Genomic DNA, 14,360 nt, shown 5'->3' on the forward strand with positions numbered 1-14,360 from the left:
GCGAAAATTTCAGGCTGGGCGCGTTTCACCGCGCCGACAAGGGGTATCGTTAAGCCGAGGTGCCGCAGTATGGCGGCGAACGCTCGCCGATCAGCGATGCAGCATTGTCCGGTGCATCAGTTCTGGTAAAGGCTGCTGTCGTTTCTCAGCCTGCCGCGCACAATCCGAAACCGCCTGACCTGAGGGCCTTGTGATCCGCGCGGATCGTATCGCGCGATGATGAAAGGGCGCTGGTGCGGCACGACCGCCGGTGCCGTTTCGAAAAAGCCGTTTCGGCAATAAAAAAGCCCGCGCAACTGGCGCGGGCTTTCTTGACGTCAGCGGCGTGGATCGTCGCTGTCATCCTCGTCTTCGTCATCGCCGCCCGCAGGCAGGTTGAAAAAGCTCTCGGCGTCGGAATAGTCGCTCGGGCTGCGCTTGTCCTCGTCGTCGTCCTCGCCGCGCGGGTCCGAAAGCGAAAAGGTCTCAAGCCCTTCGATGGCGGTCGGCAGGCGCGGCTCGGTGTCCATGCCGAGGCTCTGCTCGGTCGACACCAGCTTGCGGCGCTCGTCATCGGTCATGACGGATTCGCGGCCCTTGGCGGCCTTGGCAATCGCGCCGTCCAGTTCGGACTGACGGCACAGGCCCAGCGCGACCGGATCGATCGGCTGCATGTTCTGGATATTCCAGTGGGTGCGCTCGCGGATCGACTGGATGGTCGGCTTGGTGGTGCCCACCAGCTTGCTGATCTGGCCATCGCTGAGCTCGGGGTGGAATTTCACCAGCCACAGGATCGCGTTCGGGCGATCCTGACGCTTGGACAGCGGCGTGTAGCGCGGGCCACGGCGCTTGTCCTCGTCGACGGCGGCGGCGTTGTACTTGACCTTTAGCTTGCGCAGCGGGTCTTTCTCGGCCTTGTCGATCTCGGACTGCTCGATCTGGTTGTTGCCCACCGGGTCGAAGCCTTTGACGCCGACAGCGACGTCACCGTCCGCAATGCCCTGCACCTCGAGCTCGTGCATCCCGGTGAAATCGGCGATCTGCTTGAAGGTCAGCGTGGTGTTGTCGACCAGCCAGACGGCGGTCGCCTTGGTATGGAGCAGTTTGGCCATCGTTCTCGTCTCCTTGCAAAACTTCTTCCCCTGCCCCGGGCCATTTCTGGCCGGGATGTCCTGGAGGGTGGTCCGGGACGGTTACCGTTGTCGGGGAACTTGGCGGCTATATAGTGAAACGAGGCCAAAGAGGGAAGAGAAAATGCGCTGGCTGCTGCCGCTGATGCTTGTTGCGGGCCTCGCCCGCGCCGACGGAGAACCATCCGGAACCTTCGATTATTACGTGCTCTCGCTCAGCTGGTCTCCGACCTGGTGCGCATTACAAGGCGAGGCGCGGGGCGCGGCGCAATGCGAGCGGCCCCTGGGCTGGGTGCTGCACGGGCTATGGCCGCAATACCATCGCGGCTACCCGGCGAACTGCCCCACCAAGCACCGTCCGCCCAGCCGCGCCATGACCGAGGCAATGGCCGATATAATGGGCAGCTCCGGGCTGGCATGGCATGAGTGGAACAAGCACGGCACCTGCTCGGGTCTGTCCGCCGAAGATTATTTTGCCCTGTCGCGCGACGCCTTCAATCGGGTCAACCGCCCCGAGGCGCTGCGCCGCCTCACCGATCCGGTGACCCTGCCCGCCGAACTGGTCGAACAGGCGTTCCTGAAGGCCAACGCCGGCTGGTCGGCGGACATGATCACCATCATCTGCGAGGACAGGCGCATCGACGAAGCGCGCCTGTGCCTGTCCAAAACGCTTGATCCCGTGCCTTGCGGTCAGGACGTGGTGCGCGATTGCAGCCTTGGAAATGCGCTGCTTGATCCAGTTCGCTGAGCCACCGCGCCGCGCCAATGAGGGGCGCTGCCCCTCAAACTCCCCGGGATATTTCCGGCCAGAAGAAACGCAAAGTTAACCATGATCGGCGATCCTTGGTTCACGGTACAGGCGGGGACGCCGATGACCGTGCCAGGGGAAGCTTCGCGCTTCGGCCCGCCCTCGAAAAAGGGCGGGCTTTGTGGTGCAAGCTCCCCGTTTCTTCTGGCCCCAAATATCCCCGCCGGAGGCAGGCCGACCCTATCGACCCGCGCTGTTCAGCCGAAGCTGTAGCCGTGGCGCTCGATGTCTTCGGCGCAGGCCCGCGCAACCTCCGTTGCGGTTACGTCGTCGTAATACGGTCGCCAATCCTGCCCACGGGGCGATGGGTTTTCAAAGCCCATCGCCGGGACAAAGCCCAGATGCGCGACCAACGGCGCGATGTCCTCTTCGAGCCGCTCGAGCCGCAGGTAAAGCGACGCGCGCTCGACCCCATCGGCGGCGCGCATGTAGTGGCTGGAGGGGTGCGCCGCGAGGCTCAACGTTGTCTCGGGCTGGAGCACGAACGCCTTGAACTCTAACGCCTTTGCGCGCGTCACCGCCGGGTGTGAAAAGTTCTGCATCCGCAGCCAGTGGTAGTAGCTCACCACCCTGTCCCACGGGTTGCGCACCAGCGTGAAGGTGAACATCGCAGCGATCTCGGCTGGCGACAAAACCCCGTCGATATCTGCCAGAGTTGCATGTTTCCACAGCCGTCCGCGCGCGGTCAGCCTCGTCAGACGATGACGCCGCCGCCGCGCCTTTGGTGTGTCTCCGATCAGGATGTCATCGCGCATCGCCCGCGCCTCGAGCGCCGCCGCCATCGAAGTGCCGCCGGTTTTCGGAATATGCACAAAGATATATCGGCGGCCGCGAGAGATGATCATGGCGGCACATTAACGATACGAATCTGCAACGTCATCGCGATTTTCGGGCCTTCCCCGCACGGCGGCTTCGACGCATAGTCATTGCGCGGACCAGATGCGGGAGGAAACATCATGGGCTGGCTTGCCAACGAAACCGGGCTTGGGAAATGCGCTGCGAACCACGTGCCGCTGACGCCACTGTCCTTTCTGAAACGCGCCGTGCAGATCTGGCCGGATCATCTGGCCGTCGTCTACGGCCCGCATCGCAAGACCTATGCCGAATACCACGCCCGCGTCAGCCGTCTTGCCTCGGCGCTGACGAAGATCGGTATCGTGCCCGGCGACGTGGTGGCGACGATCCTGCCCAACATCCCCGCACAGGCCGAGGCGCATTTCGGCGTTCCCGCCTGCGGGGCGGTGCTCAACACCATCAACACCCGGCTGGATGTCGACACGATCGCCTATATCCTCGATCACGGCGAGGCCAGGGTGGTGCTGTGCGATCCGCAGTTCATTCCCCATCTCGCCGAAGCCATCGAACTGATGGAAAACGCGCCCCCCACGGTGATCGAGGTCGCCGACCTACATGGCGGCGTGCCCCATCTTGGCGAATATCCCGAATACGAGGAGTTTTTGGAAACCGGCGATCCCGAGTTCGTCTGGATCATGCCCGAGGACGAATGGGAGAGCCTTGCGCTCAACTATACCTCCGGCACCACCGGGCGCCCCAAGGGCGTGGTCTATCATCACCGGGGGGCCTATCTGAATGCCATGGGGCAGGTGCTCAGCTGGCGTATGGTGCTGCATCCGGTCTATCTGACCATCGTGCCACTGTTTCACTGCAACGGCTGGTGCCACACGTGGATGATGCCCGCCGTGGGTGGCACCGTGGTGTGCTGCCGCGACATCAGCGCCGCCGCCATCTATGACGCCATCGCCTTTGAAGGCGTGAGCCATTTCGGCGGCGCCCCCATCGTTCTGAACATGCTGGTCAACGCCAAAGACGACGACCGGCGCCCGTTCGACCAGCTGGTCGAGGTCTTCACCGCCGGCGCGCCGCCCGCCCCCGCCACATTGGCGCGGATCGAGACCCTGGGCTTCAACGTCACCCAGGTTTACGGGCTGACCGAAACCTACGGGCCCGACGTCGAATGCGCCTGGCAATCGGGCTGGGACCATCTCGAGGGCGACGCGCGCGCCGCGCGCAAGTCCCGACAGGGCGTTGCGATGCCCTTCATGGAGCATGTCACCGTGATGGACGAACAGATGCAGGTGGTGCCCGCAGACGGCGAGACCAAGGGCGAGATCATGCATCGCGGCAATGGCGTGATGAAAGGCTACTTCAAGGCGCCCAAGGCAACCCGCGAAGCCTTTGAAGGCGGCTATTTCCATTCCGGCGACATCGCCGTGCACCATCCCGATGGCTATGTGCAGATCGCCGACCGCGCCAAGGACATCATCATCTCGGGCGGCGAGAACATCAGCTCTGTCGAGGTCGAGAACACGCTGATGGCGCATGAGGCGGTGCTGCTCTGCGCCGTGGTGGCGCGGCCCGACGACACTTGGGGTGAGGTGCCCTGCGCCTTTGTCGAGCTGAAGCCAAAGCACGCCGCGACCGAGGCCGAGCTGATCGCCTTTGCCCGCGCCCGGCTGGCCGGGTTCAAGACCCCCAAGATGGTGGTGTTCGAAGAGCTGCCCAAGACCTCGACCGGAAAGATCCAGAAATTCCAGCTCAGGGCCCGCGCGCGCGAGATCTGAGCTGGCTCAGAGCAGGTCCACCATGGCCTCGCGCGGGGGCGACACCACGACGCGGTTGCGGCCCGACACCTTGGCCGCGTAAAGCGACAGGTCGGCTGACTGGATCGCGCCTTCCAGTGCGCGCTCGCCCGGCAGGGCCAGCGCACAACCGAACGAGGCCGACGCGCCCTGCCCCGGCCTGCCCAGCCAGACGCTGTCCGGCATCGTCGCGACCGCGTTGCGGCAGCGCTCGGCCACCTCGCGCAGAGCGACGCTGGAGTCTTCGTCCAGCAGGATGAGGAATTCCTCGCCGCCCCAACGCGCCACCAGCGCCTGTTCCTTCGCCAGCACCGTGGTCAGCGCATCCGCGACACCGCGCAGCACCCGATCGCCCTGTTCATGGCCGAACCGATCATTGATCGACTTGAACCGGTCCAGATCGCACAGGATGACCCCCCGATACGCCCCGCGCGCGCGGCGCAATGCCTCGTACAGGCCGTGCCGGTTGAGCAGCCGTGTCAGCGGATCGCGCCTCCCCTTCTCCTCCAGCTGCTCGATGACCGACTTCAGGTAATGCCCGAAGGCCAGCGTGAGCAGCATCATGCCCCAGCCCAGAAGCCCGCAGAGCACGCCGATTTCGCGCTGGCTATCGGCCTCTCCGCCGGTAAAGCGCAGGAACACCGCGCCCGAGAACATCGGAACAACCACCGTCGCCAAGGCCATGGCACGCATGATGTTGCCCGGCCGCCCCCGCATGAACAGGCAAGCGAACAGCGTCTCGCGCCGCAGCAAAAGGATCAACCCGAGCTCGAGGCTGCAGGCCCACAGAACCGACCAGACCGACAGGTCGGGCTCCAGCATCATTCCGTTCAGCACCAGTTCGAGCACCGCAATCTTGGTGCGCAGCATCAGACCAAGCGTCGCAATCACCGCGAGCATCGGTGCCTGCCGCCACGCCAGCAAGGCAAACGCTCCGAAAGCGCCGAACAGCAGCAGGCTCAGCGACATATGGCCGCTGAAGCCACGCTCGTTCAGGGCGGCCGCGTCCAGCATCCGCTCGATCCCGTCAAGCCGCGGTGCAAGCGGCGCCTGCACGAGCCCGAGCACCGAGATCGCCCCGCAGCACAGCGTGATCGCAGAGGCGAGCCAACGCACCCATGCCCGCGACCGGATGGCGGCAAGCTGCGCCGCAAAGATCGTGAAGACAATCGCCGCCGGAACAGCGAGGCGCACCTCGGGGCCACCGCGCGGCGCAAGCAGGTTTTCGGCAAGCCCGACGCAGACGAACGTGACAAGCGTCAGCGCGATCAGCCGCAGGCCCCGAAACCTTTTCTGTTCGTACGCACCCATCCGACCACCGAGGCAACACAGCTGGGGTGTTGTCCCGCGAATCCATTAACAATCTGTTAACCTTGCCAAGCTGACGCAGCGCCACGCACCGCGGCGGCGTCGCCGCATTGCTCCTGCCGCGCGGCCCGTGCTAGGATCGGCGCGCAACGAGGCAGAGCAGCCCATATATGACCGCACTCAAGGAGTATGTCCGACTGGAGGCGTCCGCCCTCTGGCGCGCCGAACCGGGCGCACAGCGTCGCGAGGTGATCGTGTCGCTGGGCGATGCGTCATTGACCATCGCGGAATTTTCGGGACGGGCGCTGGCGCATTGGTCCCTGCCCGCCGTGCGGCGCGCCAACAAAGGGCAGCGCCCAGCCATTTATTATCCCGACGGCGATCCGGGCGAAACGCTCGAATTCCGCGAAGATGCCGAAGACATGATCGACGCGATCGAACGCCTGATGCGCACCATCGACAAGCGCCGCCCCAAGCCCGGCAAGCTGCGGCTGGTGCTGCTGTCGGGGGTTGCGACGGTGGTACTGGCGGCGGCAGTGTTCTGGCTGCCCGGGGCGCTGGTGCGCCACACCGAAAAGGTCGTCCCGATGGTCAAGCGCGACGAGATCGGCGCCGCCCTGCTGTCGCGCATCACCCGGATCGCGGGCCAGCCCTGCGTGACCGAGGAAGCCCGCCTGCCACTGCGCCACATGGCCCTGCGCATTCTTGGCGAATCCCGGCAGGACGATCTTTTCATCCTGCCCGACGGGCTGCGAACCACGGCGCACCTGCCGGGCGGGCTGATCCTCGTCAGCCGCGATGTGCTGGAAAATTACGAAGATCCCGATATCGTGGCGGGCTACATTCTGACGGAATCTCTGCGCGCCGCGCGCACCGATCCGCTGGGCGATGTGCTGGAACATGCCGGGCTCTGGGCCGCGCTTCAACTACTAACCACCGGAAAGCTGCCCGACTCGGCGCTGGACCGTTATGCCGAAACGCTGCTGTCCCGCCTGCCCGAAACGCTTCCGACAGAGGTCCTGCGCGATGCGTTTGACAGGGCGCAACTGCGCAGCGCGCCCTATGCCACGGCGCTCGACCCGGGGGCCGAGCGTACGGCCGTGCTTGCCAATGGTGACGCTGCAACAGCAGCGAACACCCGCCTTGTGCTGCCCGATGCGGACTGGGTCCGGCTTCAGGGCGTCTGCAGCGGCTGACCGCGGGATATCAGCGTATCAGCGCAGGGATGCCTGTACGTAGCCCGCCGCCTGCGCGCCGCGCAATCCGGCCTGCAGCGCGGCCTGATCTCGGAACGGTCCAACGACGATGCGCCGCGCACCGCCCGGCAGATCGGTATAGGCCACCGGCAGCCCAGACGCCCCCAGCCGCGACACGGCCTGCTGCGCGCCCTCGGCAGAGGCGAACACGCCGATCTGAACATAGCGCGGCGCATCGAATGTCTTCGGAGCCGAGCGGGTCGAGAGCACCGGCGCCGAGCCCTGCGACGAACCCGGCGGCTCGCGGTCGACCTGAGACGGGGACAGCAGAACCGGATCTTTGGCCCGCACGAATTTCGAACTGGACGGCGACGGATTCTGCCGCGGGACAGTGTTGGTCCAGTGCCGCTGCGTCTGGTAATAGCCGCCAACGGTCTGCCAGGCGCGATACGGGTTCAGGCGATCGTCTTGCCACGCCGGGCGATAGCCCGGCGGCACGATCGGCGCGACATAAGAGCGGCCACGATAGACCTGATCGGGAATGATGCGCGTCTGCGCGCTGACCCCGACCAGCGGGATATCCGAGCGCGAGACCTCGGCCACCGGCTCGTCGGCATAGAGGCGGCTGTCATCCCAGCTGCCGCGCTCCGGAGTGCGGGTGCGCTCGACCTCGGTCACGTAGGGTTCGGCCTGCGGGCCGCAGCGCACCGCCATGCCGTTACGCTCGACGTTGCCGCTGTAGCCCGGCGGGCAGACGCCAGCCGAGGCCGAGGGCGCGACCGGCACCTGTCGCACAACGGTCGAGGGCGGCGGGGCCGAGGGCGGCTTTGACGCTGGGGCCTTCACCACCGGCGCGGGGCGCGATGCCACGGTTTCAAGCGGGCGCTCGGCCTTGGGAATGGGCTTGGGCTTGGCCGCCGGGCGCGTCGGCTCTGGCACTGGCTCTGCCGCAGCGCGGGTGCCGCCAAAGGTCGGCGCATAGCCGCAGATCTGCTCGCGGTCGCGGGTCACCCGTGGCACCCAGATCACCGCGCCGTCGAACCCGGCGCGCACGAACACGCAGCCCCGGCTGTCGACGAACTGGCGTCCGGTGAAACTGGCGGGCGGCAGTTCGGACGGGCGGTCGATCACGGCGATCCCCTGCGCAAGGCCGGGCGTTGCCCCCGCAGCCAGCCCGGCTGCGGCAAACGCGATGATCACCAGTCGTTTCAAATGCATGCCCGCCCCCAAGAAAGTCATCGGAATCATGATACATGATTCCGCCTGAGTAAAGCTTAACGCCCGCCTACTTGGTCCCGAACATGCGATCCCCCGCATCCCCCAGCCCCGGAACGATGTATCCTTTATCATCCAGACGCTCATCGAGCGCCGCCGTCACGATGGGCACGTCGGGATGCGCCTCCTGCATCCGGGCCACGCCTTCCGGAGAGGCGAGCAGGCACAGGAAACGGATATCCTTGGCCCCGGCCTGCTTCATCAGGTCGACCGCCGCGACCGAGCTGTTGCCCGTCGCCAGCATCGGATCGACAAGGATCACGCAGCGATCCTCGAGCGACTTGGGCACCTTGAAGTAATATTGCACCGGCTGCAGCGTCTCCTCGTCGCGGTACAGCCCGACAAACCCGACCCGCGCCGCCGGCACCAGTTCCAGAATGCCATCAAGCAGGCCGTTGCCGGCGCGCAGGATCGACACCAGCACCAGCTTCTTGCCCTCGATCACCGGGGCATCCATCTCGCATAGCGGCGTTTCGATGCGCTTGGTGGTGACCGGCAACGCATGCGTCACCTCATAGGCCAGCAGCAGCGAGATTTCCCGCAAGAGCTGCCGGAACGAGGCGGTCGACGTCTCCTTTTCCCGCATCAGGGTCAGCTTGTGCTGCACCAGCGGGTGATCGACGACGGTAAGATGCTGCTTCATGGCCGGGCCTCCGTTTATCCGCCTCCCTCTCTAGACGGGCCACCCGCCTGTCGCAACGCCGATCCCGCCCCACGCGCCCCGCGCAAGGCGAATTGCCCCACGTTCAGGCGCCCAGCCGCTTGAGCACCGCCGCCCGGGTGGTCTCGTCGCAAAAGGCGGCTTCGGCCGAGGTCCGGGCGATCTCGGCAAAGCGGGCGGCGTCCCAGCGGAAGGCCCGGGCGAGATTTTCGTATTCATCCGCCATGGACGTGTGAAAGAACGGCGGATCGTCGGTCGAAACGGTGACCTTGACGCCGCGTTCGCGCAGCTTTTCAATCGGGTGCGCCGCAAGGTTCGGGTAAACTCCAAGCGTCACGTTGGAACCAGGGCAGACTTCAAGAACTATCCCTTTCTCCACCAAGTTATCCACAAGGCGCAAATCCTCGATGGCCCGCACCCCGTGGCCGATACGCTGCACGCGCAGATCGCGCACCGCATCTTCGACTTCGCGCGCACCGCGCCATTCGCCGGCATGGGTGGTCAGCGCCAGCCCCGCCTCGCGCGCCATATCAAAGGAATACGCGAAATCCTTCTGGCTGCCCCGGTTTTCATCGCCGCCCATGCCGAAACCGACGATCCAGTCACCGGCGGTTTCGGCCGCGCAAAGCGCCGTACGCTTCGCCTGATCCGGGCCAAAATGACGAACGCATGTCACAACGCCCCTCAGAGTTATCCCCAGGCTTTTCCCAGCCTCGTCCGAGGCCTCCCGCATGGCGTCCAGATACTCGCGCCACGCGTTCAGCTCGCCGCCGCCGCAAAAATCCGGGCTGATGAAACACTCGCTGTAAACCACGCCATTGGCGGCGCTTTCCTCAAGCACCGCAAGGGTCAGGCGGCGATAATCCTCGGGGGTTTTCAGCACCGAGGTCGCGGCCTCGTAGGTCCGAAGGAAATGCGGGAAATCGCGGAAGGCGTAGCTGCCATCGGGGTTGAACACACCATCGAGGCGGATGCTCTTTTGCTTGCCCATGCTGCGAATGAAACCGGGCGGCGCCGCGCCTTCCAGATGCAGGTGCAGCTCGATCTTCGGCAGGGCGCGGATCTGTTCGATCTCGTATTCATATTCGTCGCGGCTGATCGGCTCGTTCGGATCGCGGGTCACAGAAAGCTCCTTCCGGGGCCAGATGAGGGAACGCCCAGATGGGCGGCAATGCTGGCGGCGACATCGGCAAAGGCAACCTGCCCGATGGCCCGAGCCCCAACGCCATGGGCCAGCACCGGCACCCGCTCGCGGGTGTGATCGGTGCCGTGCCAGCTAGGATCGTTGCCGTGATCGGCGGTGAGCAGCAAAAGATCGTCTTTGCGCAGGCGCGGGATCAGCGACCCAAGCGCTTGGTCGAACCATTCCAGCGCACGGGCATAGCCCGACACATCCCGTCTATGGCCATAAAGGCTGTCGAACTCGACAAAATTGGCAAAGACCAGCGCGCCGTCTTCGGCAGTGTCGACCAGCCGCCCGAGGTGATCCATCAGCGTGGCGTCATCACCTTTGTGCAAATGGTCGATGCCTTCCATCGAGAAGATATCGCCGATTTTCCCCACCGCATGCACCGTCCGGCCCGCATCCTGCACCCAGTTAGTGAGCAAGGGCGCCGGCGGGCGCAGCGCATAATCATGCCGGTTCGTGGTGCGCCGGAACGCGCCCTCCTGCCCGACGAAAGGCCGCGCGATCACCCGCCCGACCTTCATCTTGTGCAGCGTCGGGGCCAGCCGTTCGCACAGATCCAGCAGCCGCTCGAGGCCGAAGCGCTCTTCATGCGCGGCGACCTGGAACACGCTGTCGATCGAAGTGTAGCAGATCGGCCAGCCGGTCCGCAGGTGTTCGCCCCCGAAACGATCGAGCATCACCGTGCCAGAGCCATGGCAATTGCCAAGCGTGCCCTCGGTGCCAGCGATCTGTTGCACCAAGGCCAGAAGATCGGGCGGGAACACCGGATCGGTTTGCGGGAAATACCCCCAATCGAAAGGCACCGGCAGCCCGGCCAGTTCCCAATGCCCCGACGGGGTGTCCTTGCCGTTCGAGGCTTCGGTGGCCGCGCCCCAAAGCCCCTGCGGCGACGCGCCAAGCCCCATGGGCAGCTCTCCGGACGCCAACGCCGCCGCCTGCCCGAGGCCCAGCGCATCCAGCACCGGCATCCGCAACGGGCCGCTGCGCCCGTCTTCGGCGCGCCCCTCTGCGCAGGCCTGCGCAATGTGCAGCAGCGTGTTGGCGCCGGTGTCGGGCAAGCCGTCGTTGAAGAATTGCGCCGCGTCCGGGGCACCGCCGATGCCCACGGAATCCATCACGACCAGAAAGGCCCTCATGTGATGTGCTCCCGCACCAACGGGCCGACCTTGGGCGCGATGTCGCCCAAGGTGATCGCCCCCTGCACAGCGCAAAGTGCGGCGTCGGCCTCCGCCTCGCGGGCGGCATGAACACGGGCCAGCGGCTCACCAATCTCGACCCGCTGGCCAAGCCGCACGACGTCGGACAACCCGACTGCCGGGTCGATCATGTCGGTTTCCACCCGCCGCCCGCCGCCCATGCGCACAACCGCAAGGCCCAGCGCCTCACCGTCGATGGCGGTGACAATCCCGGAACGGGCGCTTGGCACCTCGCGGATCACCGTCGCCTCGGGCAGGAAGCGCTGCCAGTGGTCGACAAATTCATGCGGCCCGCCAAGGCCAGAGATCATCAGGCCCATCCGCTCGGCCGCCGCGCCACTGGCCAATGCCGTGCGCAGCTTGGCCTCGCCATCGGCGACGCCGGCCCCGGCCAGCAAAGGCGCGCCCAGCGCCAGCGTCAGATCGTAAAGCGCACCGGTCGCGCCGGTGAGCACCCGCATCGCCGCGTCGACTTCAAGCGCATTGCCAAGGGCCGGCGCGATGGGCTGGTCCATGTCGGTGACCAACGCCGTGGTCGGGCAGCCCGCAGCGTTGGCGGTCTCCACCAGCGCCCGCGCAACGGCGCGCGCATCCGCATCGGTTTTCATGAAGGCGCCAGAGCCGACCTTGACGTCAAGCACCAGCCCCTCGAGCCCTGCCGCCAGCTTCTTGGACAGGATCGAAGAGGTGATGAGCGCCAGGCTCTCCACCGTCGAAGTCACATCGCGCACCGCGTAAAGACGCCGGTCCGCCGGGGCGATGTCGGCGCTGGCCGAGACGATGGCGCACCCCGCTTCGCGCACCACCCGGCGGAACCGCGCCTCGTCAGGAGCAACGGCATAGCCGGGGATCGCGTCCAGCTTGTCGAGCGTACCGCCGGTGTGGCCCAGCCCCCGCCCCGAGATCATCGGAACAAAGACCCCGCACGCCGCCAGCGCCGGCGCCAGCACCAGCGACACGCAATCCCCCACACCGCCGGTGGAATGCTTGTCGACCACCGGCGCCCCGAGGTCCCAGCGCATCACCTGCCCCGAATCGCGCATCGCCAGCGTCAACGCGACCACGTTGTCCGTGCTCAGCCCGCGCAGACAGACCCCCATTGCAAAGGCCCCTGCCTGCGCATCACTGACCCGCCCGTCGGCAAGCCCCTTGGCAAACTCACGCAGAGCTTGTGCTGTTGGCTCTTCACCACGCCGCAACGCCGCGATCAGGGCTCGCGCGCCCATCAGGCCTTGCCCATGTCGTCGTTGCGGAATGCGCCGGGAAGAAGATCCCCCACTGTCGTCACCAGCACCTCGCCCGAAACCGTCGCCAGCGTCACCTTGACTTCGGACTTTGCGAACTCTGCGAGCTTCTGCCGGCACCCGCCGCAAGGCGGGACGGGGCGCGGGCTGTCGGCCACGACAAACGCTTCGACGATCTCGGTCTCGCCGGATGCGACCATGGCGGCGATGGCCCCGGCCTCGGCGCAGGTGCCTTCGGGATAGGCGGCATTCTCGACATTGCATCCGGCGTGAACCGCCCCGGACGCACTCCGCAGTGCCGCCCCCACCTTGAAGCGCGAATAGGGAACATAGGCGTTTTCGCGCACCGCGCGCGCGGCGTTCTCGAGATCCATGACACTCTCCTGCTGCCTACTCGGAAAACCATGTTTGAAAGCCGCTCGAGCGGAATGCAAGCCCCGCGCCGGTTGCACCGGCCGGCCTGCCTCCGGCGGGGATATTTCAGGCCAGAAGAAGACAGGGCGCAGCGCCTCATGTTTCTTCTGGCTCCAAATATCCCGGGGGGCTCCGAAGGAGCGGGGGCAGCGCCCCCTCTGCCTTACCCGCCGGCGCGCGGCATTGGCGTCTGGCCACGGTTGTAACGCGTCCAATCCTCGATGTCCGGGTACCAGTGGCGGCGCCAAGCTTTGACCCTAGGATTCATGATACGTCGCCAGAGAGGCGGTATCATCGCGGCCATGGTCATGATTGGATAACCGTAAGGCAGTTGCGGGGCGTCGGTTTCGGCGTAGGTCTGAAGCAGCGGAAAGCGACGGTCGGGCTTGTAGTGATGATCCGAGTGGCGCTGAAGGTTGATCAGCAGCCAGTTGGTCGCGGTGTGGGACGAATTCCAAGAGTGGTGCGGCTTGACATGTTCATAGCGCCCCCCGCCCAGAGAGCGCCGGGTCAGCGCGTAGTGTTCGACGTAATTGGTCAACTCGAGCTGCCAGATCGCCACCCCGGCCTGCACGACGAAAAAGACCAGCCCGGACCAGCCTGCCGCAAGCAGCGCAAGCGCCAGCATCGCCAGTTGCAGCCCGGCATACAGCCAGAACGGATTGCGCCGGTGCCACCACGGCAGCCCCCTGCGCGCCAGAAGCGCGGCTTCGGCGCGAAAGGCCGAGCGCGGGCACTCGTGCAGAACGCGCGGATAGTAGCGGTGAAACCCCTCGTTATACCGCGCCGTCACCGCGTCGCGCGGCGTGCCGACCCAGACGTGATGCACCAGCAGATGCTCAGAGCGAAAATGCGAATACAGCACCATCGCCAGCAGCCAGTCGCCCAGCCGCCGTTCAACCCGGTTCTTCTGGTGTAGCAGCTCGTGGCTGTAGACGATCCCGACAGAGCCGCTCATCACACCAGTGCCGAACATCACGCCGAATTTCTCCAGCGCCGACAGGTGGCCGCTGTGCCCGACGTACCAGATCAGCGACACCAGAGTGGCGAATTGCACCGGCGCCCAAAGTATCACCCCAAGGCGATACCAGATGAGCTGGCGATCGGGAGTGAGCGGATCGGCGTTTTCCTCGTTCAACCCCAGCGCCGCGTCCAGCGCCGAGAACAGGTACCACGTCGCGAGCGGAGGTAGCAGGATCCACGCCCCACCCTTCACAGCCCCGAGCCAGACCAGCGGCGGCAGGATGTAGGTCAGCCAGAACGGCATCGCTGCGCTCAGCCGCGCCACCTGTTGCGATGAGATCATGGCCCGCTCCCCTTGCGTCTTCCCCAATCCTATCCGCCTTCGTTGCAGGCGTCA

General features: G+C 65.7%; 13 protein-coding genes. 3 read left to right on the forward strand and 10 right to left on the reverse strand.

Going from position 1 to position 14,360, the window contains the following annotated elements; translation table 11 throughout:
• Nucleotides 1–317 precede the first annotated feature (317 nt).
• Nucleotides 318–1,091: a DUF1013 domain-containing protein gene (locus Q4543_RS02400; RefSeq protein ID WP_216003351.1), complete on the reverse strand. Its 774-nt coding sequence runs from the start codon at nt 1,089–1,091 to the stop codon at nt 318–320.
• A 142-nt stretch (nt 1,092–1,233) separates the two neighbouring features.
• Here Q4543_RS02400 and Q4543_RS02405 point away from each other — a divergent pair, with 142 nt between their 5' ends.
• Nucleotides 1,234–1,857 carry a ribonuclease T2 gene (locus Q4543_RS02405; protein WP_303436174.1) on the forward strand — a complete coding sequence of 208 codons (624 nt, stop codon included), beginning with the start codon at nt 1,234–1,236 and terminating at the stop codon, nt 1,855–1,857.
• Between the two features lie 257 nt (nt 1,858–2,114).
• Here the strand turns inward: Q4543_RS02405 and Q4543_RS02410 are convergent, their stop codons facing one another.
• On the reverse strand, nt 2,115–2,762 hold the full coding sequence (locus Q4543_RS02410; RefSeq protein WP_303436175.1) for a sulfotransferase family 2 domain-containing protein: 648 nt from the start codon (nt 2,760–2,762) through the stop codon (nt 2,115–2,117).
• Nucleotides 2,763–2,873: 111 nt separating this feature from the next.
• Between Q4543_RS02410 and Q4543_RS02415 the strand changes: the two genes are divergently transcribed.
• Nucleotides 2,874–4,499, forward strand: coding sequence for an AMP-binding protein (locus tag Q4543_RS02415; protein WP_303436176.1), 1,626 nt, complete (start codon nt 2,874–2,876; stop codon nt 4,497–4,499).
• A 6-nt stretch (nt 4,500–4,505) separates the two neighbouring features.
• On the opposite strand, the gene Q4543_RS02420 is transcribed toward Q4543_RS02415, so the two are convergent.
• Complete coding sequence (locus Q4543_RS02420) at nt 4,506–5,828, reverse strand: diguanylate cyclase (RefSeq protein WP_303436177.1); 1,323 nt, start codon at nt 5,826–5,828, stop codon at nt 4,506–4,508.
• A 167-nt stretch (nt 5,829–5,995) separates the two neighbouring features.
• On the opposite strand from Q4543_RS02420, the gene Q4543_RS02425 reads away from it, so the two are divergent.
• Nucleotides 5,996–7,021 carry a hypothetical protein gene (locus Q4543_RS02425; protein ID WP_303436178.1) on the forward strand — a complete coding sequence of 342 codons (1,026 nt, stop codon included), beginning with the start codon at nt 5,996–5,998 and terminating at the stop codon, nt 7,019–7,021.
• An 18-nt stretch (nt 7,022–7,039) separates the two neighbouring features.
• Here Q4543_RS02425 and Q4543_RS02430 read toward each other — a convergent pair whose 3' ends face one another.
• The 7 genes from Q4543_RS02430 to Q4543_RS02460 form a co-directional block, all read right to left on the reverse strand.
• Complete coding sequence (locus Q4543_RS02430) at nt 7,040–8,239, reverse strand: SPOR domain-containing protein (RefSeq protein ID WP_303436179.1); 1,200 nt, start codon at nt 8,237–8,239, stop codon at nt 7,040–7,042.
• Between the two features lie 67 nt (nt 8,240–8,306).
• Nucleotides 8,307–8,939 carry a uracil phosphoribosyltransferase gene (gene upp / locus Q4543_RS02435; protein ID WP_216003358.1) on the reverse strand — a complete coding sequence of 211 codons (633 nt, stop codon included), beginning with the start codon at nt 8,937–8,939 and terminating at the stop codon, nt 8,307–8,309.
• Nucleotides 8,940–9,042: 103 nt separating this feature from the next.
• The gene (locus Q4543_RS02440; protein ID WP_303436317.1) at nt 9,043–10,029 is read right to left on the reverse strand and encodes an adenosine deaminase; all 987 of its coding nucleotides are present in this window, start codon (nt 10,027–10,029) and stop codon (nt 9,043–9,045) included.
• 47 nt (nt 10,030–10,076) lie between these two features.
• Nucleotides 10,077–11,282, reverse strand: coding sequence for a phosphopentomutase (locus Q4543_RS02445; RefSeq protein WP_303436181.1), 1,206 nt, complete (start codon nt 11,280–11,282; stop codon nt 10,077–10,079).
• Nucleotides 11,279–12,568 carry a thymidine phosphorylase gene (locus Q4543_RS02450; protein ID WP_303436182.1) on the reverse strand — a complete coding sequence of 430 codons (1,290 nt, stop codon included), beginning with the start codon at nt 12,566–12,568 and terminating at the stop codon, nt 11,279–11,281. The genes Q4543_RS02445 and Q4543_RS02450 overlap by 4 nt, the downstream gene beginning before the upstream one ends.
• Complete coding sequence (locus Q4543_RS02455) at nt 12,568–12,960, reverse strand: cytidine deaminase (RefSeq protein WP_368502146.1); 393 nt, start codon at nt 12,958–12,960, stop codon at nt 12,568–12,570. The genes Q4543_RS02450 and Q4543_RS02455 overlap by 1 nt, the downstream gene beginning before the upstream one ends.
• Nucleotides 12,961–13,163: 203 nt before the next feature.
• Nucleotides 13,164–14,306 (reverse strand): alkane 1-monooxygenase, encoded by a 1,143-nt coding sequence (locus Q4543_RS02460; protein WP_303436184.1) that lies wholly within the window; start codon nt 14,304–14,306, stop codon nt 13,164–13,166.
• Between the last annotated feature and the right edge of the window lie 54 nt (nt 14,307–14,360).

Source organism: Salipiger sp. 1_MG-2023, from assembly GCF_030547555.1.
Taxonomy (GTDB): Bacteria; Pseudomonadota; Alphaproteobacteria; order Rhodobacterales; family Rhodobacteraceae; genus Salipiger.

Bases quoted from the DNA above. Each gene is read 5' to 3' on its own strand.
- upp (WP_216003358.1), bottom strand. From the start codon at position 8,939: ATGAAGCAGCATCTTACCGTCGTCGATCACCCGCTGGTGCAGCACAAG.
- Q4543_RS02420 (WP_303436177.1), bottom strand. From the start codon at position 5,828: ATGGGTGCGTACGAACAGAAAAGGTTTCGGGGCCTGCGGCTGATCGCG.
- Q4543_RS02415 (WP_303436176.1), top strand. From the start codon at position 2,874: ATGGGCTGGCTTGCCAACGAAACCGGGCTTGGGAAATGCGCTGCGAAC.
- Q4543_RS02410 (WP_303436175.1), bottom strand. From the start codon at position 2,762: ATGATCATCTCTCGCGGCCGCCGATATATCTTTGTGCATATTCCGAAA.
- Q4543_RS02455 (WP_368502146.1), bottom strand. From the start codon at position 12,960: ATGGATCTCGAGAACGCCGCGCGCGCGGTGCGCGAAAACGCCTATGTT.
- Q4543_RS02450 (WP_303436182.1), bottom strand. From the start codon at position 12,568: ATGGGCGCGCGAGCCCTGATCGCGGCGTTGCGGCGTGGTGAAGAGCCA.
- Q4543_RS02425 (WP_303436178.1), top strand. From the start codon at position 5,996: ATGACCGCACTCAAGGAGTATGTCCGACTGGAGGCGTCCGCCCTCTGG.
- Q4543_RS02460 (WP_303436184.1), bottom strand. From the start codon at position 14,306: ATGATCTCATCGCAACAGGTGGCGCGGCTGAGCGCAGCGATGCCGTTC.
- Q4543_RS02430 (WP_303436179.1), bottom strand. From the start codon at position 8,239: ATGCATTTGAAACGACTGGTGATCATCGCGTTTGCCGCAGCCGGGCTG.
- Q4543_RS02445 (WP_303436181.1), bottom strand. From the start codon at position 11,282: ATGAGGGCCTTTCTGGTCGTGATGGATTCCGTGGGCATCGGCGGTGCC.
- Q4543_RS02405 (WP_303436174.1), top strand. From the start codon at position 1,234: ATGCGCTGGCTGCTGCCGCTGATGCTTGTTGCGGGCCTCGCCCGCGCC.
- Q4543_RS02400 (WP_216003351.1), bottom strand. From the start codon at position 1,091: ATGGCCAAACTGCTCCATACCAAGGCGACCGCCGTCTGGCTGGTCGAC.